Below are 23,767 nucleotides of genomic sequence, written 5' to 3'. Positions count from 1 at the left end.
CTTTAGTTTAAAATAGGGGTTCGTCCATCGTTGCTGGGGCTTTGATGCCCATGAGCTTTAACACGCTGCTAGCGATATTGTTCAACGCTCCGTTTTTTATGGATTTGACTCCATTCCCTAAAACAAAGCAATACACGCTCCCGGCAGTGTGGTTGGTTAAGGGGTTTTGGTTTTCATCTTTCATGCACTCGCAATTCCCATGATCGCTTGTTAAAAGCATGGCGTAATCCAATTCTTTAGCCAGTGAAAGGATTTCCCCTAAGCATGCATCTACCGCTTCTACCGCTTTAACACTCGCTTCAAAATTCCCTGTATGCCCCACCATGTCGCCATTGGCAAAATTCACAATGATCAAATCCGTGCCTAATCTCATTTGCTCTAACACCGCAAGGGTTACTTCTTTAGCACTCATTTCAGGCTTTAAATCATAAGTGGTAACTTTAGGGCTTTGGATAAGCACCCGGTTTTCATTTTTAAAAGGCGTCTCCACTCCGCCATTGATGAAAAAGGTTACATGCGCGTATTTTTCAGTCTCAGCGATATGGCTTTGGGTCAGGTTGTGCTGAGAAACCACTTCAGCGAGCGTGTTTTGAACGCTTTCTTTAGGGAATAAAACAGGGTATGGGAAAGTGTTATCATAAGGCGTCATGGTAGCGATATGGAGTTTTTTAAAAGCTTGGCGTTTAAAGCCGCTAAATTCCTTTTGGCCTAAAGCGCTCACGATTTCTCTGGCCCTATCATTCCTGAAATTGATAAAAATGAAGCTTTCATCATCTTGCATGCCGCAATAATCTTTAAAACAAGCGGGCATGATAAATTCATCAGTGATATTTTTATCGTATTGGCTTTGGATATATTCGCTAGGGCTTAAAGGCGTGTGATTAAGCCCCATTAAGCTATGATACGCAAGCTCAATCCTTTCAAAGCGCTTATCCCTATCCATCGCATAAAAACGACCGCTTATGGTAGCGATTTGAATGTTTTCATTGCAGATATTTTGCATGGTTTCTAAATAAGTTAAAGCGCTTTTAGGAGCGACATCGCGCCCATCGGTGATTAAATGCAGACAGACTTTTTTATGGGATTTTTCACACTCTAAAGCCAAAGCGATAAAATGCTCAATGTGTGAATGCACGCCTCCATCGCTCATCAAACCCATAAGATGCACCACAGGGCTTTTTTGGATCGTGTTTAAAAAAGCGGAGTTGTTTTTTAATCCATCGTTTTGAAGGCTTAAAGAAATTTTGACTAAATCCTGATACAGCACCCTACCAGCCCCAATACACATATGCCCCACTTCAGAATTTCCCATTTGCCCCTTAGGTAAGCCCACGCTCAAGCCATGCGTATCAATCAGGCTATAAGGCAAGGTTTTAAACATCAAATCATAAGTGGGTTTTTTGGCATGGAAGAAAGCGTTATGATCGCTATCTTTACGATACCCAATGCCATCAGTGATAATCAAAAGAGTTTTTTGCGCCATTTTTAGGACTTTTTAAAGCTCTTGCATGAGAGTGATGTGGTTGGCTAAAATCGCATTCCTTTGCCCTGGAGAGCAATTTTTGCACACTTCTTGTTTTTTGGAATTTTTGGAAGCGGTTTTAGCGTGGCTTTTAATATTATTTATATTATTTTTAGAGGAGCGTTTTGGACTCACTTTAGCCGGTTTTTTGGGGCTTTTTTTAGCGGGTGTGAAATCAGCGCTACTGATTTGAGCCAAATACATGGGTTTATCTTTTGCTTTTTCTGGCTTACTGGTTATTTGCTCGCTAGTTGCCTCTTTCATTTCTTGGGATTTCTCTGCTTGGGTTTCCTCTGTTTGAGATTTTTCTATTTGAGATTTTTCTATTTGAGATTTTTCTATTTGAGATTTTTGGGCGGCTAAAGTTTGGGGCATGGCGTTGCCGATAGGGTCTAAATCTAGGTTACTATTAGCGCTTTTTTGCAAGGCTTCTTCGTTGTTAGAGTAAGAATCAAAGATTTTAGATTCTTTCAAACGCCTGATCCTGTCTTGTATCTCTTCATAATATTTTTCAGCATCAGCGTTAGATTTTTCGTTTTTTTCCCAACGACTGCCCTTGTTGTAAGATTTAATCATGTCTTTTAGATTGTCATGGTAGCGTGTTTTCCAATAGAGCAACTCTTTTAAAGCCACTTCAGAAGCAAACGCATCGTCTTTAATGAGCAATTCCCCCATCACATTACGCAAAAAAGGGCTATCATTATGCCCATAGCTTTTTAGAACGCTTGGGATATAAGAATGATACACGCCCGCGCTCGGATCCGAAAAATTGATTTTATAAACCCCTGCGCATGACTCTTTCCATGCAATGCCTGCCATTTCATAGCCTAAATTCTCTTTAGAGCCGAATTGATAGGCGGCTTTTAAGACTTCTTTTTGCTTAGCGTTAAAATCTTTAATATTGTCGCAATTGGTCATCATGACTTTAGTAACGGGCGATTTGGGCTTGTTTTTAACCCCCTTAGCGGGCTTAGGCTCTGTTTTAGTGGGGCTTTCTGTTGCGGCTAAACTCAAAGATGCGCTTAAGGCTGTGCCTAGAAATAAGGCTTTAAAAAGGGTGTGAGTGAGTGGGGTCAAATGTTTCAAAACGCCTACCTTTTGTATTTAAAAAATAAACTAAACTAAAAATAAATTCAAGTATAATTCTAACATGATTTAGTCTTAAAAGTGATTTTGTTTTTTAGGGAGAATTGAGATTTTGCATTCAGATGAATTGTTAGTAGAGATTTTAGTTGAAGAATTGCCCGCGCAAGCGTTATTGAATGAATATAAAGAAATGCCTAAAAAACTCCACGCTCTTTTTCAAAAACGCGCTTTAGAAGTGGGAACTATAGATGTTTTTTACACCCCCAGGCGCTTGTGTTTGTTTATTAAAGACTTTCCTCTTTTAACCCAAGAAACTAAAGAGGAATTTTTTGGGCCTCCCGTTAAAATCGCATGCAACAATCAAGATAAAACGCAAGGGTTGAACGCTCTAGGTTTAGGGTTTTATCAAAAATTAGGACTAAAGGATCCCAAGCATTTCCAAACAGCGTTTAAAAACAATAAAGAGGTGCTTTATCATGCTAAAATCCACGCCAAACAGCCTACAAAAGATTTAATCATGCCCATTGTGTTAGAGTTTTTAGAGGGTTTGAATTTCGGGAAGTCTATGCGTTGGGGCAATGTGGAAAAAAGCTTTATCAGACCCATTCATAATATTTGCGTGTTGTTTAATGGGGAAGATTTTAACGGTATTGAAGTCAAAGAGTATGGTTTTAAAACCAAGCAAGCCACAAAAGTGCACCGACAAGAGAGTTTTGATTTTATTGAAGTGGATAGCCCTAAAGCGTATTTTGAAGTTTTAGAAAAAAACCATGTCATTTTAGACCCTAAAAAGCGCGAAGCGAAAATCTTGCAAGAAATTAAAGAGTTAGAAACAAAGCATCACATTAGCATAGAAATAGACAGGGATCTATTAGATGAGGTTGTAGCGATCACGGAATACCCTAGCGCGCTTTTAGGGGAGTTTGACAAGGCGTTTTTAAAATTACCCAGTGAAATCATCACCACTTCCATGAAAGAAAACCAACGCTATTTTGCGGTTTTTAGTCAAAAAAGCCAAGAAGAGAGCCCAACATTACACAACGGCTTTATTGTGGTGAGTAACGCTATCAATAAAGACAAGCAAAAAATCATTGCAGGCAATCAAAAGGTTTTAAAAGCCCGTTTGAGCGATGCGGTTTTCTTTTATGAAAACGATCTCAAAAAGCCTTTAGATAACGCCCCTTTAGAGAGCGTGGTTTTTGTGCAAGGTTTAGGGACTTTAAAGGATAAAATGGAGCGCGAAGCAATCATCGCCCAATACTTGACGCAAAAATATATTTCATCTTTAAACATGCCTTTAGAAAAAGCCCTTGAGTTGGTTAAAAGAGCCGTTCAAATCGCTAAGGCGGATTTACTCAGTGAAGTGGTGTATGAATTTAGCGAGCTTCAAGGGATCATGGGCTATTACTACGCTTTAAAACAAAACGAAAACGAGTTAGTCGCCTTGAGCTTGAAAGAGCAGTATTTGCCCGCAAGCGAAAACGCTCCCTTGCCCTCTAGTGTTTTTAGCGCGATCGTGGCTTTGAGCTTGAAATTAGACAGCCTGTTTTCTCTTTTTAGCGCGGGTAAAATCCCTAGCGGATCTAAAGATCCTTTTGCTTTAAGGCGCTTGAGTTTTGGGCTATTGAAAATCATCGCGCATTACGGGTTAGAATTTGATTTGAAAGCGGATTTGAAAAACCTCTTTGAAAAAGTAGGCGTTTATCAAAGCTTTGATTTAGAGATTTTAGAGAAGTTTTTACTGGAGCGCTTTCATAATTTAATAGATTGTAACCCCTCTATTATAAGGAGCGTGTTAAACACCAACGAGCGAGGTATTGTTAAAATCATTCAAAAAGTCAAAGCCTTAAAACGCTTTTTAGACGATCCTAAGAACGCTCAAAAAAAAGAGTTGCTTTTTAGCGCTTTCAAACGCCTAGCCAATATCAATAAAGACAGAAACCCTAACGAATCAAGCGGGTTTTTTACGAGTCTTTTCAAAGAATCGCAAGAGCATGCCCTTTTTGAAGCGTTCAACGCGATCAAAACAAGCACTTTTGAGAGTTTGGATAGCAAAATAGAGGCTTATTTTGGTTTGCATGCGCCTTTAGAAGAGTATTTTAAAAGCGTGCTAGTCATGGATAAAGATATAGAAATCCAAAAAAATCGTAAAAATTTCTTGTGGGGCGTGTATCAAAGTTTCTTAGAAATTGGGGATATTAAAGAAATTGCGATTTAATGCTGTCAAACGCAAAGTCCGGCGTTTTTTTGGGGTAACTTTTTTAATGAGCATGTTTAGTGCGGGCATGCTTAGCGCGAAAATCTTTACCCTACAGGAGTTTTTTAAAGAAGTAGAAACCAACTCTATGGAGTTGATCGGCAAAAAAGCCGATTTTAAAAGCCGTTTGAATGAGCAACGCTCCGTGAACGCTTGGGATTTCCCCTATATTTATAATGAAACTTCTATGGTGAAAAACTTCCAAGGCATTGTAGAAGCGCAGCCCAGAACCCTTTTAATGGTAAGGCCCAAGCTCCCATGGGTGAGTTCGCTTTTATCCAAAAGCCTTTCTATCAAAACCATTCAATACGATAAAAGCTATCAATTAAATAAAAATCTCGCTTTTATTGGCGCTAAACGCTTGTATTTGACTTATGTGATGACTAAAGAAAAGTATCAGGTGTATGTGCAACGGGAAGCGAACTTTTATTCGCAGCTCAAAATCGCCAAAGAAAAAGTCAAAGCCGGCAGCATGAGCGAAAAAGATTATATCAACTTCAATAATTCTTATTTGGAATCCAAACTCGCTAAAACCAATGTGGAAACCAAACTCATAGATTTAGAAAAAATGCTAGACACGATGCTCGCTATTGTGGAGCCGGTCAAAGAGGGGGCACATTTTGACACTTATTTAGACCATTTGCATGATGTCAAGGTGATCGGTTTGGATTTTGAATACGTGCACTTAGAGCCTGAAGCCTTAAAGTTCAAATTGGATCGCTCGTTGTATGTGGATATTTTGGATTTGACGGCTAAAGATTATCAAGTGAATGCGAAATTGGCTAATAGAGATGTGTTTAATGCATTTGAATTTGGGATTGGCTCTGAAAGCTATAACTCTTCCACTAACCTTTCTATAGAAGTGCATATCCCTTTACCGGTAACGCCTAAAAACATCTATCAAAAGCGTAAATTCTTGGATTTGCAAAGCGGGACGCTCGCGCAAAATGAAGTGATGAAACGAAACATTAGAATTAACGCCAATTCCTACTTAAACCAGCTCAAAACCAAAGAAGCATACATTGAAACCCAAAAAGAAGCCATTGCCAATAAGAAGCGTTTGATGGAAATGGGGCGCATCGCTTATGAAGCCCAAAAAATCGGGCTTTTTGAATACTTGATTTATCAAAATTCTTACATGGACGCCCTCATCACTCTGGCGGAAGCTAAGATTGAATACATTGATATTAGCGCGCTTTTAGAAGAGACTTTAGGGGAGAGCTTGACCAGATTAGGAGAATTGCATTGAATCGGGCGTTATGGTGGCTTATGTTGATGGGCGTTTTGGGTGTTTTTTTAAAAGCCAAAGAGTATCCAGAAATTATTTTAGAAGAAAAAAACTTGCAACCCATGGGGTTAAAGGTGATTAAATTAGATAAAGAAATTTTTAGTAAAGGGCTTCCTTTTAACGCTTATATTGATTTTGATAGTAAAAGCTCTGTGGTGCAGAGCTTGAGTTTTGATGCGTCTGTGGTCGCGGTTTATAAAAGAGAGGGCGAGCAGGTGAAGGCTGGAGATGCGATCTGTGAAGTGAGCTCCATTGATTTGAGCAATCTGTATTTTGAATTGCAAAACAACCAAAATAAATTAAAAATCGCTAAAGATATTACTAAAAAAGATTTAGAGCTTTATAGGGCCGGGGTGATCCCTAAAAGGGAGTATCAAACTAGTTTTTTAGCCAGCCAGGAAATGGGCTTAAAGGTGGAACAATTAGAGAGCGCGTTTAAAAGCTTTGGCGTGGATCCCAAAAACCCTAAAGGGCAGTATGGTTTTAGGATTGTGGCTAGTGATAGCGGTCTTTTAGCGTTAGCGCCTAAAAATGTGGGCGAGAAGATTTTAGCTTTCACTAGTTATGTGCGTATTTCAAAAAGCGATGATTTGATCGCTCAAATCAAATTGCCTGTAGGCGTTTCTAAATCCATTAAAAGGGATTCGCCAGTCTATAATGAAGAGGGGGAAAAAATCGGGAAAATCCAAAGCGTTTCGGTGGTGTTAGACAAAGGCTCTAACACGATTTTAGCCACCGCATTATTAGATGAGGGCAATTACCATGTGGGGGAAATGGTAGAAATGTATATTCAAGGCTCTCAACCCAAAGACTCCGTTTTAATCCCTTCAAACGCTTTAATCAGAAACGGGAAAGATTACCTGGTGTTTGTGAGGACGCCTAAAGGTTTTAGGCCTGTGGTGGTTCAAGTTTTAGAAGAGCGCAGCAAGATTTTTATCGTGAACGCTCAAAATTTACACCCTAATGACAGCGTGGCAGTGGGGTCATTGATAGGGTTAAAAGGCATGATCAACAATTTAGGGGAAGAATGATGCTCGCTTCCATTATTGAATTTTCCTTACGCCAAAGAGTGATCGTGATTGTTGGCGCGATTCTTATTTTGTTTTTTGGGACTTATAGTTTTATCCACACTCCAGTGGACGCTTTCCCGGATATTTCGCCCACTCAAGTTAAAATCATTTTAAAACTCCCCGGCTCTAGCCCTGAAGAAATGGAAAACAACATCGTGCGCCCTTTAGAATTGGAGCTTTTAGGCTTGAAAGGGCAAAAATCTTTAAGAAGTATTTCAAAATATTCTATTTCAGACATCACGATAGATTTTGATGACAGCGTGGATATTTATTTAGCGAGGAATATTGTCAATGAACGCTTGAGCAGCGTGATGAAAGATTTACCCGTGGGGGTTGAAGGGGGCATGGCGCCCATTGTTACGCCGCTATCAGACATCTTTATGTTCACCATTGATGGCAATATCACCGAGATAGAAAAACGACAGCTTTTAGACTTTGTGATCCGCCCGCAATTAAGAATGATTAGCGGCGTAGCAGATGTCAATTCCATTGGAGGCTTTAGCAGAGCGTTTGTGATCGTGCCGGATTTTAATGACATGGCGAGGCTTGGGGTGAGTATTTCTGATTTAGAATCGGCTGTGAGAGTGAATTTAAGAAACAGCGGAGCGGGGCGCGTGGATAGAGATGGCGAAACCTTTTTAGTCAAAATCCAAACCGCTTCTTTGAGTTTAGAAGACATTGGCAAAATCACCGTTTCCACGAATTTAGGGCATTTGCACATTAAGGATTTTGCGAAAGTCATCAGCCAGTCTCGCACCCGTTTGGGGTTTGTCACTAAAGATGGCGTGGGCGAGACCACAGAGGGCTTGGTGCTTTCTTTAAAAGACGCTAACACCAAAGAAATCATCACTCAAGTGTATCAAAAACTAGAAGAATTAAAACCCTTTTTACCGAGCGGTGTGTCCATTAATGTTTTTTATGATCGCTCAGAATTCACGCAAAAAGCCATTGCCACCGTTTCTAAAACCCTCATTGAAGCCGTTGTTTTAATCATCATCACGCTCTTTTTATTTTTAGGGAATTTGAGAGCGAGCGTGGCTGTGGGGGTGATTTTACCCTTAAGTTTGTCCGTGGCGTTTATTTTTATCAAGTTTAGCGATTTGACTTTAAATTTGATGAGTTTAGGGGGGTTGGTTATCGCTATAGGCATGCTCATTGACTCAGCCGTGGTGGTGGTGGAAAACGCTTTTGAAAAATTGAGCGCTAACACTAAAACCACTAAACTCCATGCAATCTATCGTTCTTGTAAAGAAATCGCCGTTTCAGTGGTGAGCGGGGTGGTGATTATTATTGTGTTTTTTGTGCCGATTCTAACCTTACAGGGGTTAGAGGGCAAGATGTTTAGGCCTTTAGCGCAAAGCATTGTGTATGCGCTTTTAGGCACTTTAGTTCTATCCATCACTATCATTCCTGTAGTGAGCTCTCTTGTCTTAAAAGCCACGCCCCATAGCGAAACCTTTTTAACGAGGTTTTTAAACAGAATCTACGCCCCTTTATTGGAATTTTTTGTGCATAACCCTAAAAAAGTGATTTTAGGAGCGTTTGTTTTTTTAATTGCAAGCCTTTCTTTATTCCCTTTTGTGGGGAAGAATTTCATGCCCGCTTTAGATGAGGGCGATGTGGTTTTGAGCGTGGAAACCACCCCTTCTATTTCTTTAGATCAATCTAGGGATCTCATGTTAAACATTGAGAGCACGATTAAAAAGCATGTCAAGGAAGTCAAAAGCATTGTCGCGCGCACAGGGAGCGATGAATTGGGGCTGGATTTAGGGGGCTTGAATCAAACCGATACTTTTATTTCTTTCATCCCTAAAAAAGAATGGAGCGTAAAAACCAAAGATGAATTATTAGAAAAAATCATGGATTCTTTAAAAGACTTTAAGGGGATTAACTTTTCTTTCACCCAACCCATTGAAATGCGGATTTCTGAAATGCTTACAGGGGTTAGGGGGGATTTAGCGGTTAAGATTTTTGGAGATGATATTAGCGAATTGAATGAATTGAGTTTTCAAATCGCGCAGGCTCTAAAAGGCATTAAGGGATCTAGTGAGGTTTTAACCACGCTCAATGAGGGCGTGAATTATTTGTATGTAACCCCTAATAAAGAATCGATGGCGGATGTGGGGATCACTAGCGATGAATTTTCCAAGTTTTTAAAATCCGCTTTAGAGGGCTTGGTTGTAGATGTGATCCCTACAGGGATTTCACGAACCCCGGTAATGATCCGCCAAGAGAGCGATTTTGCAAGCTCTATCACTAAAATCAAAAGTTTAGCCTTGACTTCAAAATATGGGGTTTTAGTGCCTATCACTTCTATCGCCAAAATTGAAGAAGTGGATGGCCCTGTTTCTGTTGTGCGTGAAAATTCAATGCGCATGAGTGTGGTTCGCAGCAATGTGGTGGGGCGCGATTTGAACTCTTTTGTAGAAGAGGCTAAAAAAGTGATCGCTCAAAACATCAAACTCCCTTCTAGCTACTATATCACTTATGGGGGGCAGTTTGAAAACCAGCAACGGGCCAATAAAAGGCTTTCTACCGTTATCCCTTTAAGCATCTTAGCGATCTTTTTCATTCTTTTTTTCACTTTTAAAAGCATTCCTTTAGCCTTGCTCATTCTTTTGAATATCCCTTTTGCGGTTACCGGAGGCCTTATTGCGTTGTTTGCGGTAGGGGAGTATATTTCCGTGCCAGCGAGCGTGGGCTTTATCGCTCTTTTTGGGATTGCGGTTTTAAACGGCGTGGTGATGATAGGCTATTTTAAAGAGCTTCTCTTGCAAGGAAAAAGCGTAGAAGAATGCGTTTTATTGGGCGCTAAAAGGCGTTTGAGGCCGGTTTTAATGACCGCTTGCATTGCCGGTTTGGGTTTGCTCCCTTTATTATTTTCTCATAGCGTGGGATCCGAAGTCCAAAAACCTTTAGCGATCGTGGTGCTTGGGGGCTTAGTCACCTCAAGCGCTTTAACCTTACTCTTACTGCCGCCCATGTTCATGCTCATCGCTAAAAAGATTAAAATCAATTAAGGGATTTCACATGCTCGCTTTAGAAATTTATATTGATATTTGTTTGAAAGACGCTTTAATAGATTATTTATTTGAAAAAGGCTTTGATGATTTTTTTTATGTGGAGTGCTATAAATACGCCGCTTCTTCATTGCTTTTAAGCCAAAAAGAGCAGGTGAGCGGGCGTAAAGACTACGCCAAATTCAAGCTTTTTTTAAGCGATGAGATCGCTTTATCTCTAGCAAAAGCTTTAAAAAATCAGTTCGCTTCTAAAGAAATGAAATTGTTTTATTCTCAAACGCATGGGTTGTAAAACGCATGGGTTATCAAACGAAATTCTAAGTAAAAACATGCTATAACACAAACCAATAAAGGAGTTAAAATGTATGCTGTAACTTTTGATCTTGATACCAATTGCTTGAATGAAAACGCAGTGAATCTGTCAAAAGTTTATTCTGATATTCGTAAATTCATGGAACAACATGGCTTTAAATGGCAACAAGGTAGCGTGTATTTTGGCGATGAGACCATCAACGCTGTTACTTGCGTCGCTACGGTGCAAATTTTAGCCAAGCAAATACCAAGTTTTGCGGTTTGTGTTAAAGATGTGAGAATGTTAAAAATAGAAGAAAACAACGATTTGATGCCGGCTATCAAGATTGTTTTATGAAATCAAGTATAATACCCACCATTAAATGGTGCTAGGAGTTTGTAATGACTATTATTCTTAAAAATTCGCTTTCTCTCTCTCTCTCTCTCTAGTCAGCCGTTTTATCTTTTCACCCCCATATAAACCCATACCCATATAAACCCTATCTATATTTTAGGGATTTTTGCGTCTTGTTTAGATTTTAATTTTTAATTTTTAATATAAAGGATTGGTAATGATTTTACGCGCACAGACGAATTTTGTGGAGTTTTTAGAACAGGTTTTAGAAGTTTTAAAAGAAGTGGAGATCGATAAAACAGAATGCTCTACTCTTTTAGCAAGCATTCAAAAACAACAGCTTGTGATACCCGTTGTGGGGAATTTTAGTGCAGGCAAAAGCACGCTATTAAACCGCTTTTTAGGTAGCAGCGTTTTGCCTACCGGTATCACGCCAGAGACTTCTTTAGCCACTGAGTTGCACTATAGCGCTAACGAACGCATAGAAGCTTTTTCAAACAATGATGAAAAAGCAGAGAGTTTTGAACTGAATGAGCAAAGTTTTGAAGCGATTAAAGACAATGCCACGAAGTATTCCTACCTTAAGGTTTATTTGAATAATGAAGCCCTAAAAAACAGTGCTCCTTTAGTGTTTGTGGATATGCCAGGCTTTGATAGCCCCATTTCAAGCCACACCCATGCCATTTTGGAATATTTGGAAAGGGGCGTGCATTTTGTCATTCTCACAAGCGTAGAAGAGGGCAACCTCACTAAACGCATGGTTAGGGAATTGAAAAACCTTTTAGAGTTTGACAAAGGCCTTAGCTTTATTTTGAGTAAAACGAATTTAAGAACGCCTTCGCAAGTGGGAGAAATCTCTCGCTACATTCAAGATCAAATCCAAGATCACCTTGATTTGACAACGCATCTTATTTATTCTAATAAAGACAATAACGCCCTTTTAGAGGTAGCGGATAAAATAGACGCTGAAAAGCTTTTTAGCGCTTTGTATTTGAAACGATTGAAGTTTTTAAATTCCCAGTTACAAAACAGCCTAAAAAGCGTGATTAAAAGCTTTGATTATTCTAAAGAAAAGGCGTTAGAAGAAATACAAGCTTTGGATTTGAGCGTTAAAGACATTGAAAAAACCTATGAAAAATTAAGGGCTAATTTAGAAGAAGAATATTCTAGCGTGGCTGTGGGATCGGTGGTTAAAAAAGTCATAGAAGAGGTCAGGGAGCAAAAATCCTATTTAGCCTCTTTAATCAACAAGCCTAACGAGTTCAATAGCGAAATAGAAAGCATCATGCAACAAAGCTTGATCAAAAACGCTAAATTAGAGATTGAAAAGATCAACCTTTCTTTTTCAAAAGATTTTTGCACGGAATTTGAAAGCTTGAATAATACGCAGCTTTCTAGCGGTTTTTCTGTGAATTTAGAGCATGGCCTTGAACTAGGGATCAACGCTTTAAGCGTGATTTTAGCCAAGAACCCGGTTACAAGACCTTTCGCGCTGATCTTAAAAGGGTTAAAACCTCTTTTAAAAGAATTATTGATCTTACTGCCTAATATCATCGCTTCATTCTTTAGAAATGAGGAAAAAGAGCGGGCGAAATTAGAAAATCTGATTGAAGCAAAAGTGATACCAGAGGTTCAATACAATCTTAAAAAAGTTTTACCGGGCTTGTTTAATGAAGCTTTGCAAAATTCCCTAAAAGGTTTAAAAGATCGGTGCGAACTGGAAATCACGCATAAAAAACAAGAAATCGCGCTCGCTCAAACAGAAAAAGAAAAACACTTAAACGATTTAGAAAATCAAAAACAAATCTTAGAAAACAAGATCAACGCTTTAAGCGATCTAGAACAACAATATTTAAAGGATTAATAATGAACGAGCAAGAACTCATTAAAAAAAGCGCTTTAGTTGAAAAAACGCTACAAGAACAAGGCTTGCAAGAAAGAGCGAAGTCTTTTATCAGCGATAACGCTGTGATTAAAACCGAAAAGTTAGAGAAAACGCTAAAAGAAATGCAGGATGAAGATAGGGATCTTAAAGTCGGTATCATCGGGCGCGTGAAAGCGGGCAAAAGTTCGCTCTTAAACGCTCTGATTTTTGAGGGTGTAGAGGTTTTACCCAAAGCGGCAACGCCCATGACGGCTAGCCTTACTGTTTTAAAATACGCTCAAAATCTGAGCGCTCAAGTGGAGTTTTATAGCCAAAAGGATATTTTAGAGCTTAAAAATGAACATGAAAGGTATGTAAGGGAGTTTAACAGGATTGTTGGTGAAGAAGTCAAAAAGCAAAAAGAAAAACAGAGTTTGTCAAATAGGGCTAAAGAGGGATTTAGGAATCTTAGCAACAAGTTTAGCAGAAACAAAAGCGAAGAAGCAGCGCCCAAAGAGAATATTTTAAGCGATGAAGAAATAGTAAAAAGGGCTGAAAGGATCGCTAAAAGCGAGTTAGAAAAGGACACAAAACTCGTTTCATCATACGATCAATGCGAAAAAATGAAAAAAAGCGGATCGCTCAACACTGAAAAATTGGATCCGCACATTCAAGCCAACAGTTTACAAGATCTGAATCAAAAATTGCTCCAATTCGTGGGCGCGGACGGGAAGTTCATGCCCTACACTAAAGCGGTGCAAATTTCTTTGAATAACCCCAATCTTAAAGATTTGGAAGTGATTGACACCCCAGGCGTGAACGATCCCATCGCTTCCAGGGAAGAGCGCACCAAAGCCTTATTGAAAGATTGCGATGTGGTGTTTATCATAAGCCCTTCTGGTCAGTTTTTAACGGATAGCGATATGAGTTTGTTTGATAGGGTTTCTAATAAAGAAGGCCTTCAAGAAATTTATTTTGTGGCAAGCCAAGCCGACAGTGCCGTTCTTTCTATGAGTGAAGTGGAAAAATCTGGCCACCACCTCCCTACAGCCTTAGAAAACGCGCAAAAAGCCCTTTCATCTCAATTAAATAATATCATGGGAAAATTGATTGAAAACTACCCCAACCAACGAGGAATTTTTGAAAAAGCGATCAAAAATGGCGTCATTCTGGCTTCAGGGGTTTGCTTTAGCATGTATAAAGACTTTAACAACCAAGCTTCTTGGGAAAGAAACCAAAAAACAGAAGAGTATCACAATGCCTTACGGAATTTAAAAGATTTTTACCCTGACGCTTTTAGTAGCGATGATAAGTCTAAAGAAAGCTTATTGCTCTTAAGCAATATGGGCGCGATTGAAGAGCGTTTAAAAAAAGCCGCAAAAGAGAAAGAAAAAATCATTTCTCAAAAATTGCAAGATTATACACAGAGCCAAGCAAACAACCTCCATTCATTAATAGCGCAGTTGTTGCAAGATTTGGAAGAAGAAAAAAAGAGGATTAAAAACGCTGATATGGGCGTGATTAAAAAGCAAATAAAGGCTTATGAAAACCTCTCTAATGAAATTGAAACAGGGTTTGATGGGGTGTATGAAGAATTTATCTTTCATTTCATCAAAAACACTAGAGATGGCTTGGAAGAAACATTGAAGAAAGCTATCCAAACGGCTAAAACGCGCTCTAGAGAAGAAGAGGAAGAAGAGCGTTACACTGAAAGAGTGAAGCAAGGCGGTGCTTGGGGGAGCTTTAAAAGGAATTTTTTATTTTGGGCTGATGATGATGCGGGCTATGATGAAGTAGAACGCACAAGAGCAACGATTAAAGCCGGAGCGGTGCTTGATTATTTAACAGAGATGCATGAACGCTGCGAAAGCGCTTTGAATGACAGCGCTGATTCTTTTAAAGTCGTTTTCAAAAAAGAACTCTACGCTAAAGTCTTTTCTCAATTGCGCGCAATCATCTCTGATGATTTGATTGATGAGGTGGCTTTCCAAAAAAGCGTGATGGCTGTCTTGGATCGCATTGAATTTAAAGAGTTTGATTACACTGATAAGCTTCCTGGCGAGATAAGGGGGAAAACGGGTAATTTAAAAGGCGATGAAGCCGATGCTTTCATACAAAGCGTGGAAAAGCATGTGAGGAATTTTAAAGATGAGACTAGAAAAGATGTGAAAGGCTATATCGGAGGTTTAAGAGAGAATTTAGAAAAGCAAAACTTCGCCAGCGATACGCTTAAAAAACTTAAAGAAAACATGCAAAATTTGCACAATCAAGTGCAAAATAAAGTGCAATCCATCGCTCAATTAGACGTGCAAATCAAGGCTTTAAAGGGGATTTAATGATTAATTTTTTTAATAACCAATTTAGTGCGGCTAAAAACCACCACAATACAGAGGGTTTAAAAGAACGCTACGATCTAATCGCTCGTATTTTAAACGCTAAAACAAGCAATGAAGGGCTAGAAGAATACCAGAGCGTCTTAGACAACGAGTTTTTAGAGTTCGCTAGCGGCGTGGATTCGCTCAAAGAAAAGGAAATAGCGTTACTGATGCTCCAAGAAATCCAAAAAGAATTGCAATTGGTGGCGAGCTACCCTAGTTTGTTCCAAAAAACCATCGTTGCGGTGGGGGGAGGGTTTAGCACGGGCAAATCCACTTTTTTAAACAACTTGTTGGGCTTGAAATTAAAACTTCCTGAAGACATGAATCCCACCACAGCTATCCCCACTTATTGCTTGAAGGGTAAAAAAGAAGTTTTAATGGGGTTTTCTCAAAATGGGGGCATGGTGGAATTACCCAATCTCGCTTTTGATCATCAGTTTTTAAAATCCCTTGGCTTTAATTTGAAAGAAATCATGCCTTTCATGCTTTTGAGCGCTCCTAGCGTGCCTTTTGAATTTTTATGCTTCATAGACACGCCTGGTTTTAACCCTGCCAATCAAGGCTATACGGGTGGGGACGAACAAGCCTCTAAAGAATCCCTAAAGCACGCTAAACACATTCTATGGCTTATTAGTTGCGAGCGTGGGGGCATTGAAAGCGATGATTTAGAGTTTTTGCAAGAATTATGCGAAGAAGGCAAGCAGGTTTTTATCGTATTGAGTAGGGCTGATAGCCGCACAAAAAGGCAATTAGAAGAAATCGCTGTCCAAATTAAAGAGACTTTAGAGGATAATGGCATTGAGTTTTTAGGGATTGGCGCTTATAGCTCTACAAGGTATCAAGAAATTAAAGAGTTCAGCGAAAAAAGCCCCGTTTTTGACTCGATTGAGAAATTTTTAATAAAGTTAAATCAAAGGAGCGAGAAACAAAACGAAATTTTAGGGGCTTTATACGAGGTGCATTCCATGTATGAAAAGGCTATTGAGCAAGACGCTAACCAATTCAAACGCTACCAAAAGACTTTGCATTCTATCAAATTGGATTTGATGCAAAAGGGCTTTGATGATTTCAATGATGACACTTTTAATAAAATGGAATCGCTCAAAAAAGAATTTTCTGAGAAAGAAGAATCCAAAAGAGAGAATTTAGCGCAACTCAACCAAGTGATCAGCTTGTTTAAAGAAAGCATTGATAAGGTTTTTGATCGTGTGAGCGCTTTCACTTGGGAAAAATACAAAGCAAAACGACGACGAAGAGGACGAAGAAGCAAACTACAGAGAGTTTGAAGAAATCAAAAAAATGGTGCTGTATTTTAGGGATTGGTGCATGTTTTGTTTAGATTGGTATGATTTGAGCCAAGAAGAAATCCAAGAATGTAGAGATTGGATGGATGAAGATAATGAATTGATCCAATTAGACTATTCTTTAAAAAATTTGCAAACGCTTAGGGAATACAAAGAAACAAATGAGAAAGATTATCAAGAGTCTTTGAACAACGAGGAGCTTCAAAATAATTTGCGAGAGTGGAGGGATTTAAAAAACACACCGGTAGAAGAAAACAAAAGGGAATTTGAAGAAATCAAAAAAATGGTGCTGTTTTACAAGGAACTCAACATGTATGGTATAGACTCTTGGGATTTGAGCCAAGAAGAAATCCGAGAATGCAGAGAGGGAATAGAATATTGCAATAAACTGCTCCAATTAGACTATTCTTTAAAAAATTTATCAATACTTAAGGACTTTAAAGAAGCAAATGAGAGAGATTATCGAGAATTGGTTAAATAATAGTGATTTTCAAAACGATTTGCGAAAGTGGAAAAATGGCGATAAGCCAGGCTTTTTTGGAAGCCTTTTTAATGATTTGTTTGGCAAATAAGAAAACAGCAATTAAGAATTTAAAAATGCTGAAAGCATTTTTTATAATCAAAATAAAAGAGCTTGCGTCAAGCAAGCGATAACCCCTTGAAGCGGTATTCTTGGGTTAGGGGGATACTTAATGGGGTTAAGGGGGAGAGTTATTTTAAAATACCCCCTATCCCCTTAAGAGAATGAGTTTAAAGTAAAGTAACCAAAATCCCATTTTTTAAAATTTAAAAAATTTTTTAAACTACCCTATTTTTAATCAAAGACAGCGTTTTGAATGTAAGGGCTATTTTAAACTTATTATTGTAAAATGGTGAGTTTTACAATCAATGAGATTAGGAATTTAATGGAAATTGCAGTATTTGGTGGCGGGGCATGGGGGAGGGCTTTAGCCTTTGCTTTTGGAGAAAAGAATGAAGTCAAAATCATTTCAAGGCGCGATCTAAACGAGCCGCTAAAAAAGCTCAATGACGCTTTAATCTCTAAAGGTTCTGCCCCCATAGAGCAAGTGGATTTACAAAGAGGCTTAAAAGCAGCGCTCTATGTCATCGCTATTAGCGTGCAGCATTTAAGGGAATGGTTCCAAAACGCTTCTTTACCCAAAAACGCTAAGGTTTTAATCGCTTCTAAAGGGATAGAGGTTTTAAACAGGGCGTTTGTGAGCGAGATCGCAAAGGATTTTATCGATCCTAATTCTTTGTGTTTTTTAGCGGGCCCGAGTTTTGCGGCTGAAATCATTCAAGGCCTGCCTTGCGCGCTCGTCATTCATTCTAATAACCAGGCTTTAGCGCTAGAATTTGCCAATAAAACCCCCTCTTTTATCAGAGCTTACGCCCAACAAGACATTATAGGAGGTGAAATCGCTGGTGCGTATAAAAATGTGATAGCCATTGCTGGGGGGGTTTGCGATGGCTTGAAACTAGGCAATAGCGCTAAAGCGAGTTTATTGTCTCGTGGTTTAGTGGAAATGCAACGCTTTGGGGCGTTTTTTGGGGGCAAGACAGAGACTTTTTTAGGGTTGTCTGGGGCTGGGGATTTGTTTTTAACCGCTAATTCTATTTTATCCAGGAATTATCGTGTGGGTTTGGGGCTAGCCCAAAACAAGCCTTTAGAGGTGGTTTTAGAAGAATTGGGCGAAGTGGCTGAAGGGGTGAAAACGACCAACGCCATTGTGGAAATCGCTAGAAAATACGGCATTTATACGCCCATTGCGAGCGAATTAGCCTTGCTTTTAAAGGGTAAGAGTGTGCTAGAGAGCATGAACGATTTGATCAGACGCGCTTAAAAGGAAAGAGAGCATGCAAGATTTTTCAAGTTTATTATTAAAGTTACAAGAGTATTGGAAGAATCAAGGCTGTTTGGTGATCCAGCCTTATGATATTCCTGCAGGAGCTGGGACATTCCATCCGGCCACGCTTTTAAGGAGTTTGGATAAAAAGCCGTGGAATGTGGCGTATGTCGCGCCCTCTAGAAGGCCTACTGATGGGCGCTATGGGGAAAACCCTAACCGCTTGGGGAGTTATTACCAATTTCAGGTGGTCATCAAGCCCAGCCCTTCTAATATCCAAGAAATGTATTTAAAAAGCTTAGAAGTGTTAGGGATAAACCTTAATGAGCATGATATACGATTTGTAGAAGACAATTGGGAGAGTCCGACTTTGGGGGCATGGGGGCTTGGCTGGGAAGTGTGGCTTGATGGCATGGAGGTTACGCAATTCACTTATTTCCAGCAAGTGGGGGGCATTGCTTGTAGTCCTATCCCGGTGGAGATCACTTACGGCTTAGAAAGATTGGCGATGTATGTCCAAAAAGTGGAAAATATCCTAGAGATTGAATGGGCTAAAAAGGATAATGAAAGCGTGCGTTATATGCAAGTGCATTTAGAAAGCGAATACGAATTCAGCAAGTATCATTTTGAAATAGCGAGCGTAACAAGGCTATTAGAAATGTTTAAAAACGCTCAAGCCGAAGCCTTGCATTGCTTAAAAAACAAGCTCCCCTTGCCGGCCTATGATTTGGTGATGCTATGCTCGCATTTTTTCAATATTTTAGACGCCAGAAAAGCGATTTCGGTGGCTGAAAGGCAAAATTATATTTTACAAATCAGGGATTTAGCCAAAGGGTGCACGCTTCTTTACAAAGAGCAAGAAGAAGAAAGAGAAGAGCGCCTAAAAAACGCTTTAACAAAGGCTTAAAATGGCGTTAGTTAGGGAAGTGTTGGGAGTTTTGAATCGCCTTTCGCCTTTTGAACTCCAAGAATTGTGGGATAATAGCGGGTTGAATGTGGGGAGTGAAAATAGCGAGTTTAGCGAGATTGTCGCATGCTTAGAAATCACGCTTCAAATCGCTCTAAACGCACCACAAAACGCCCTAATCATCACGCACCACCCTTTAATTTTCAAGCCCTTAAAAACGCTAAATTATGAGGCTTATCCGGGGAATATTTTAAAAATCTTAATCCAAAAAAACATTTCAGTCATCAGCATGCACACGAATTTTGACAAAACGCATTTAAACAAGCATTTCGCACACGCGCTTTTAGGGTTTGATGGCTTGATAGAAAAAGGTCTTATGTTAGTGAAAGAAAACGCTACTATAGAATTTGATGCGCTTGTAGAAAGGATTAAATCTTCTTTAGGGGTGGGAAAATTAGCATGCGTCAAAAGTTCTCAAATGATTAAAGATCTAGCGTTTGTGTGCGGATCGGGGGCGTCCATGTTTTCTTCTTTAAAAGCGCAAAGCTGTTTGATTACAGGCGATGTGAAATACCATGACGCTATGATCGCTCAATCTTTAGGGATAAGTTTGATTGACGCCACGCATTATTATAGCGAAAGGGGTTTTGCGCTGATTGTGGCCGAAATTTTGCATTCTTTTAATTATTTGGTTACAATAGAGAATTTTAAAAACCCCTTGCAAATCATTTAAAGGAAAGCGATGAACACCCACCTCAAACAATTGATTGAAATTTCGCATTTGGATAAAGAAATTGACTCCTTAGAGCCATTGATCAGAGAAAAACGAAAAGACTTGGATAAAGCCTTGAATGATAAAGAAGCTAAAAATAAAGCGATTTTGAATTTAGAAGAAGAAAAATTAGCCCTAAAATTACAGATTTCTAAAAACGAGCAAACCCTACAAGACACGAACGCTAAAATCGCCAGTATCCAAAAGAAAATGAGCGAGATCAAATCCGAAAGGGAATTACGCTCTTTAAACATTGAAGAAGATATTGCTAAAGAGCGATCTAACCAAGCCAACAGAGAAATTGAAAACTTGCAAAATGAAATCAAGCACAAAAGCGAAAAACAAGAGGATTTGAAAAAAGAAATGCTAGAGCTTGAAAAATTAGCGTTGGAATTAGAAAGCTTAGTGGAAAACGAAGTCAAAAACATCAAAGAAACCCAACAAGTTATCTTTAAAAAGAAAGAAGAACTCGTGGAAAAAACCGAGCCTAAAATCTATAGCTTTTATGAAAGGATCAGAAGATGGGCGAAAAACACGAGCATTGTAACGATCAAAAAACAAGCTTGTGGTGGTTGTTTTATTAGACTAAACGATAAGATTTATACCGAAGTGCTAACGAGTGGGGATATGATCACTTGTCCGTATTGCGGGCGTATTTTATACGCTGAGGGCGCGTATGAAAGTAACGCTCAACCTCCAAAAGAAAGCCAAGAAGAAAGCCAACAAAAAGAAAGCCAAGAATTAGTTTGATTGTTTAAGTTTTTCTACCTTTTATTTTTAACTTTGGGGCATCTTTTTGGTGTGCCTTTCATCTTCTTTTGGAGTTTTAAGGAAAAATACCGCCATTCTTTAAAGGCTCGTTTTTTTCTCAAAGACAATCTTTTAAAAAGCGAGCCAACTTTTTGGTTCCATGCATGCTCTTATGGGGAGGTCAAATCCTTAGAGCCAATCATTCAAGCTTTAAAAGAGCCGATTTTAATCAGCGTTACCACTAATACCGGCTTTGAATTAGCCGCTCAAACTTATCAGCGCTCTCAACACATAGAAGTGCGTTACCTGCCTTTTGAAACCCTATTATTCGCATGGGAAAAAAACTTAAAACGCTTGAAAACTTTGGTGGTTACAGAAGCGGAATTGTGGTTTAATGTGTTTGATACGGCTCAAAAATTAGGGGCAAAAACCATGCTCATTAACGCTAGGATCAGCGTTCGCTCTTACCCTAAGTACCAGCGTTTTTCTTTTTTTTATGCGCTTTTATTCAAACGCATTGATTTGATTTTAGCACAAAGCAAGGACGATCAAAAGCGCTTATTGAATCTAGGGGCAAAAAAAGTGGTGGATTTTTTGAATATCAAGCGTTTTTCAAAGCCTGTGATCACTTCGTTTTACCCTAAAAACCCAAGCGCTTTAAACATTGTTTTAGCCAGCACGCATGAGGGCGAAGAGGAATTAGGGTTAAAAGCGTTTTTGGAGTTCAAAAAGACGCATAAGAACGCAAGGCTCTTTATCGTGCCGCGCCACCCCGAGCGTTTTAAAAGCGTGCGGAATTTGTTGCAAGATGCTTTAAAAACGACGCCTTTTAGTTGGGAGTGTTTTTCTTCAAAGGGTTTTGTGGAATGCGATATTTTGTTAGTGGATAGCTTGGGGGAATTGAATAACTTCTATGCGATCGCTGATATTGTCATTTTAGGGGGTTCGTTTGTCAAAATGGGGGGGCATAACCCTTTAGAGCCGGCATTTTTTAACACGCGCTTAATCACAGGGGAATATCTTTTCAACCAAGTAGCGTTGTTTGAATTGGTTAAACCCTACAAAATCGTTCAAAAAGAGGATTTATTGGACGCCCTTTTGGATTATGAAAATTTGGGCGTGGTGCGGTTTTTAGAAAACGGGCATGATTTAAACGAATTGCTCGCATTCATTAAAGGATAATATTAAAAAGGATAAATATGGAAAAAGCTTATAAACTATTGAGCGTTCAGGAAAACATTTCGCACAAAAAAGCTAAAGCTTTGATTGATTTGGGGTTAGTGAGTATAGGGGGGAAAAAATTGATGGTTGCCAGAAAGGAATTGCCCCAAAACACGCGCTTTAATGTCCAAAAAATTGAAAAGCCTAGCGTGATTTTTGAAGATGAAAACATTTTAGCCCTTTTTAAACCCCCTTTTATAGAGAGCTATGATTTAGTTTCTTTTTTTAAAGGTTGGACGCTGTTGCACCGCTTGGATAAAGAAACAAGCGGGGTGATTTTATTAGTGAAAGAAAATTCAGAATTCCACTTGAAAGCTAAAAAAGCGTTTAAAGACAGGGCGGTTAAAAAAGAATATTTAGCGCTAGCTCAAGGGATTGTAGAAGAAGAGCAAGAAATCAACGCTCCCATTCTCACCATTAAAACCACTAAAGCGTTTAGCAAGATCTCTAAAAAAGGGCAAGAAGCGATCACAATCATCACGCCTTTAAAAATCATCAATAAAAAAACCCTTCTAAAAGTGGAAATCAAAACCGGAAGAACCCACCAGATTAGAGTCCATTTAAAGCATATCAACCACCCCATTATAGGCGATACGCTCTATAATAACGAGCCAAGTTCAGTCAAACGCTTGATGCTCCATGCGCATAAAATTGCGTTATTGGGGTATGAATTTGAAGCGATCGCTCCTAAAGAATTTGAATTTTAAGGATGAGCATGAACGCTTGGAATACGATTTATGAGCGCTTTAACCCCATCGCTTTTAGTCTTGGAAGTATTGAAGTGCATTGGTATGGTTTGGCGTATGCGTGTGCGATTGTTGTTGCATTTTACATGGCGTTAAGAATGATCCAACAAGATCCCAAACGATTCCCAGTTGCAAGAAAGGATTTTGAAAGTTATTTTTTATGGGCGGAGCTTGGCATTGTGTTAGGGGCAAGGATAGGATACATTCTTATTTATGAGCCTAACTCTGGTTATTATTTGACGCATTTTTGGCAGATCTTTAACCCTTTTGATAGCCATGGGAATTTTATTGGCATTCGCGGGATGAGTTATCATGGGGGGTTGGTGGGGTTTTTGATCGCTTCGTATCTTTACAATCGTAAGGATTTGAAAAAGCTTTTAATTTATTTGGATTTGATTGCAATTAGCCTGCCTTTAGGGTATGTTTTTGGGAGGATTGGGAATTTTTTAAACCAGGAGTTGGTGGGAAGGATTGTCCCCAAAGACAGCCATTTAGGGCAAATCATAGGCATTGTGGTGGATAATGAATTGCGTTATCCTAGCCAACTCATTGAAGCGTTTTTAGAGGGGGTTATTGTGTTTTTAATGGTAATGTGGGCTAAAAAGCACACCAAAACGCATGGACTGCTCATTGTGGTTTATGGTTTGGGGTATTCCTTGATGCGCTTTATTGCGGAATTTTACAGAGAGCCAGACAGCCAATTAGGGGTTTATTTTTTGAATTTGAGCATGGGGCAGATTTTAAGCCTGCTTATGGTAATTGTTTCGTTAGGGATTTTATTGTATGCTATAAGGCATTCTAAAAAAATAAAGGAAAATCCATGAAATTTTTGGATCAAGAAAAAAGAAGACAATTGTTGAATGAACGCCATTCTTGCAAAATGTTTGACAGCCATTACGCATTTTCTAGCGAAGAATTAGAAGAAATCGCTGAGATCGCCAGACTATCGCCAAGCTCTTACAACACACAGCCATGGCATTTTGTGATGGTTACTGACAAAGATGTAAAAAGTCAAATTGCAGCGCATAGCTATTTCAATAAAGACATGATTGAAAGCGCTTCAGCGTTGATGGTGGTGTGTTCTTTAAA

The 23,767-nt window shown here is 39.1% G+C and carries 19 protein-coding genes and 1 pseudogene; 17 read left to right on the top strand and 3 right to left on the bottom strand.

Going from position 1 to position 23,767, the window contains the following annotated elements:
* Positions 1-7: 7 nt before the first annotated feature.
* Both gpmI and QT74_RS06145 read right to left on the bottom strand, forming a co-directional pair.
* Positions 8-1,483: a 2,3-bisphosphoglycerate-independent phosphoglycerate mutase gene (gene gpmI, locus QT74_RS06150; protein WP_033765444.1), complete on the bottom strand. Its 1,476-nt coding sequence runs from the start codon at positions 1,481-1,483 to the stop codon at positions 8-10.
* A gap of 12 nt (positions 1,484-1,495) precedes the next feature.
* The gene (locus tag QT74_RS06145) at positions 1,496-2,608 is read right to left on the bottom strand and encodes a hypothetical protein (protein WP_033765442.1); all 1,113 of its coding nucleotides are present in this window, start codon (positions 2,606-2,608) and stop codon (positions 1,496-1,498) included.
* Positions 2,609-2,720: 112 nt separating this feature from the next.
* On the opposite strand from QT74_RS06145, the gene glyS reads away from it, so the two are divergent.
* The 9 genes and pseudogenes from glyS to QT74_RS06100 form a co-directional block, all read left to right on the top strand.
* Positions 2,721-4,826, top strand: a complete 2,106-nt coding sequence (glyS, locus tag QT74_RS06140) for a glycine--tRNA ligase subunit beta (protein ID WP_033765440.1) — start codon at positions 2,721-2,723, stop codon at positions 4,824-4,826.
* Positions 4,816-6,114: a TolC family protein gene (locus QT74_RS06135; RefSeq protein ID WP_033765439.1), complete on the top strand. Its 1,299-nt coding sequence runs from the start codon at positions 4,816-4,818 to the stop codon at positions 6,112-6,114. The genes glyS and QT74_RS06135 overlap by 11 nt, the downstream gene beginning before the upstream one ends.
* Positions 6,111-7,184, top strand: coding sequence for an efflux RND transporter periplasmic adaptor subunit (locus tag QT74_RS06130; RefSeq protein ID WP_033765438.1), 1,074 nt, complete (start codon positions 6,111-6,113; stop codon positions 7,182-7,184). The genes QT74_RS06135 and QT74_RS06130 overlap by 4 nt, the downstream gene beginning before the upstream one ends.
* Positions 7,184-10,243, top strand: a complete 3,060-nt coding sequence (locus QT74_RS06125) for a CusA/CzcA family heavy metal efflux RND transporter (RefSeq protein ID WP_033765462.1) — start codon at positions 7,184-7,186, stop codon at positions 10,241-10,243. Before QT74_RS06130 ends, QT74_RS06125 begins: the two co-directional genes overlap by 1 nt.
* A gap of 10 nt (positions 10,244-10,253) precedes the next feature.
* On the top strand, positions 10,254-10,535 hold the full coding sequence (locus tag QT74_RS06120; RefSeq protein ID WP_000880304.1) for a DUF3240 family protein: 282 nt from the start codon (positions 10,254-10,256) through the stop codon (positions 10,533-10,535).
* 69 nt (positions 10,536-10,604) lie between these two features.
* On the top strand, positions 10,605-10,892 hold the full coding sequence (locus tag QT74_RS06115; RefSeq protein WP_000271456.1) for an endoribonuclease VapD: 288 nt from the start codon (positions 10,605-10,607) through the stop codon (positions 10,890-10,892).
* Positions 10,893-11,106: 214 nt separating this feature from the next.
* Positions 11,107-12,753 (top strand): dynamin-like GTPase family protein, encoded by a 1,647-nt coding sequence (locus QT74_RS06110; RefSeq protein WP_033765436.1) that lies wholly within the window; start codon positions 11,107-11,109, stop codon positions 12,751-12,753.
* 2 nt (positions 12,754-12,755) lie between these two features.
* Positions 12,756-15,089, top strand: coding sequence for a dynamin-like GTPase family protein (locus QT74_RS06105; RefSeq protein WP_033765434.1), 2,334 nt, complete (start codon positions 12,756-12,758; stop codon positions 15,087-15,089).
* Positions 15,089-16,703, top strand: a pseudogene (locus QT74_RS06100) (dynamin family protein); the annotation flags it as partial. The gene QT74_RS06105 and the pseudogene QT74_RS06100, both read left to right, overlap by 1 nt.
* A gap of 205 nt (positions 16,704-16,908) precedes the next feature.
* Here the strand turns inward: QT74_RS06100 and QT74_RS08885 are convergent.
* Complete coding sequence (locus QT74_RS08885; protein WP_229261604.1) at positions 16,909-17,082, bottom strand: hypothetical protein; 174 nt, start codon at positions 17,080-17,082, stop codon at positions 16,909-16,911.
* Positions 17,083-17,340: 258 nt separating this feature from the next.
* Between QT74_RS08885 and QT74_RS06095 the strand changes: the two genes are divergently transcribed.
* The 8 genes from QT74_RS06095 to QT74_RS06060 form a co-directional block, all read left to right on the top strand.
* Positions 17,341-18,279, top strand: coding sequence for an NAD(P)H-dependent glycerol-3-phosphate dehydrogenase (locus QT74_RS06095; RefSeq protein WP_000401705.1), 939 nt, complete (start codon positions 17,341-17,343; stop codon positions 18,277-18,279).
* Between the two features lie 13 nt (positions 18,280-18,292).
* Entirely contained in the window at positions 18,293-19,189 is an 897-nt protein-coding gene (glyQ, locus tag QT74_RS06090) for a glycine--tRNA ligase subunit alpha (RefSeq protein ID WP_033765432.1), read from the top strand.
* Between the two features lies 1 nt (position 19,190).
* On the top strand, positions 19,191-19,922 hold the full coding sequence (locus tag QT74_RS06085; RefSeq protein ID WP_033765430.1) for a GTP cyclohydrolase I: 732 nt from the start codon (positions 19,191-19,193) through the stop codon (positions 19,920-19,922).
* A gap of 9 nt (positions 19,923-19,931) precedes the next feature.
* The gene (locus QT74_RS06080) at positions 19,932-20,711 is read left to right on the top strand and encodes a zinc ribbon domain-containing protein (protein ID WP_033765428.1); all 780 of its coding nucleotides are present in this window, start codon (positions 19,932-19,934) and stop codon (positions 20,709-20,711) included.
* A complete protein-coding gene (gene waaA, locus QT74_RS06075; RefSeq protein WP_033765426.1) occupies positions 20,712-21,893 on the top strand; it encodes a lipid IV(A) 3-deoxy-D-manno-octulosonic acid transferase in 1,182 nt (393 codons plus the stop codon). It begins immediately after the preceding gene.
* Positions 21,894-21,910: 17 nt separating this feature from the next.
* Positions 21,911-22,639 carry an RluA family pseudouridine synthase gene (locus tag QT74_RS06070; protein WP_033765424.1) on the top strand — a complete coding sequence of 243 codons (729 nt, stop codon included), beginning with the start codon at positions 21,911-21,913 and terminating at the stop codon, positions 22,637-22,639.
* An 8-nt stretch (positions 22,640-22,647) separates the two neighbouring features.
* Positions 22,648-23,502: a prolipoprotein diacylglyceryl transferase gene (gene lgt / locus QT74_RS06065; RefSeq protein WP_033765422.1), complete on the top strand. Its 855-nt coding sequence runs from the start codon at positions 22,648-22,650 to the stop codon at positions 23,500-23,502.
* Positions 23,499-23,767 (top strand): nitroreductase family protein (locus tag QT74_RS06060; protein ID WP_033765420.1); only part of this gene is annotated, 269 nt, incomplete at its 3' end. The genes lgt and QT74_RS06060, both read left to right, overlap by 4 nt.

The sequence above is a fragment of the Helicobacter pylori SA213A genome (assembly GCF_000476275.1).
In the GTDB taxonomy this organism is placed as follows: Bacteria; Campylobacterota; Campylobacteria; order Campylobacterales; family Helicobacteraceae; genus Helicobacter; species Helicobacter pylori_CL.
This window is presented reverse-complemented; position numbering and strand designations above follow the sequence as displayed.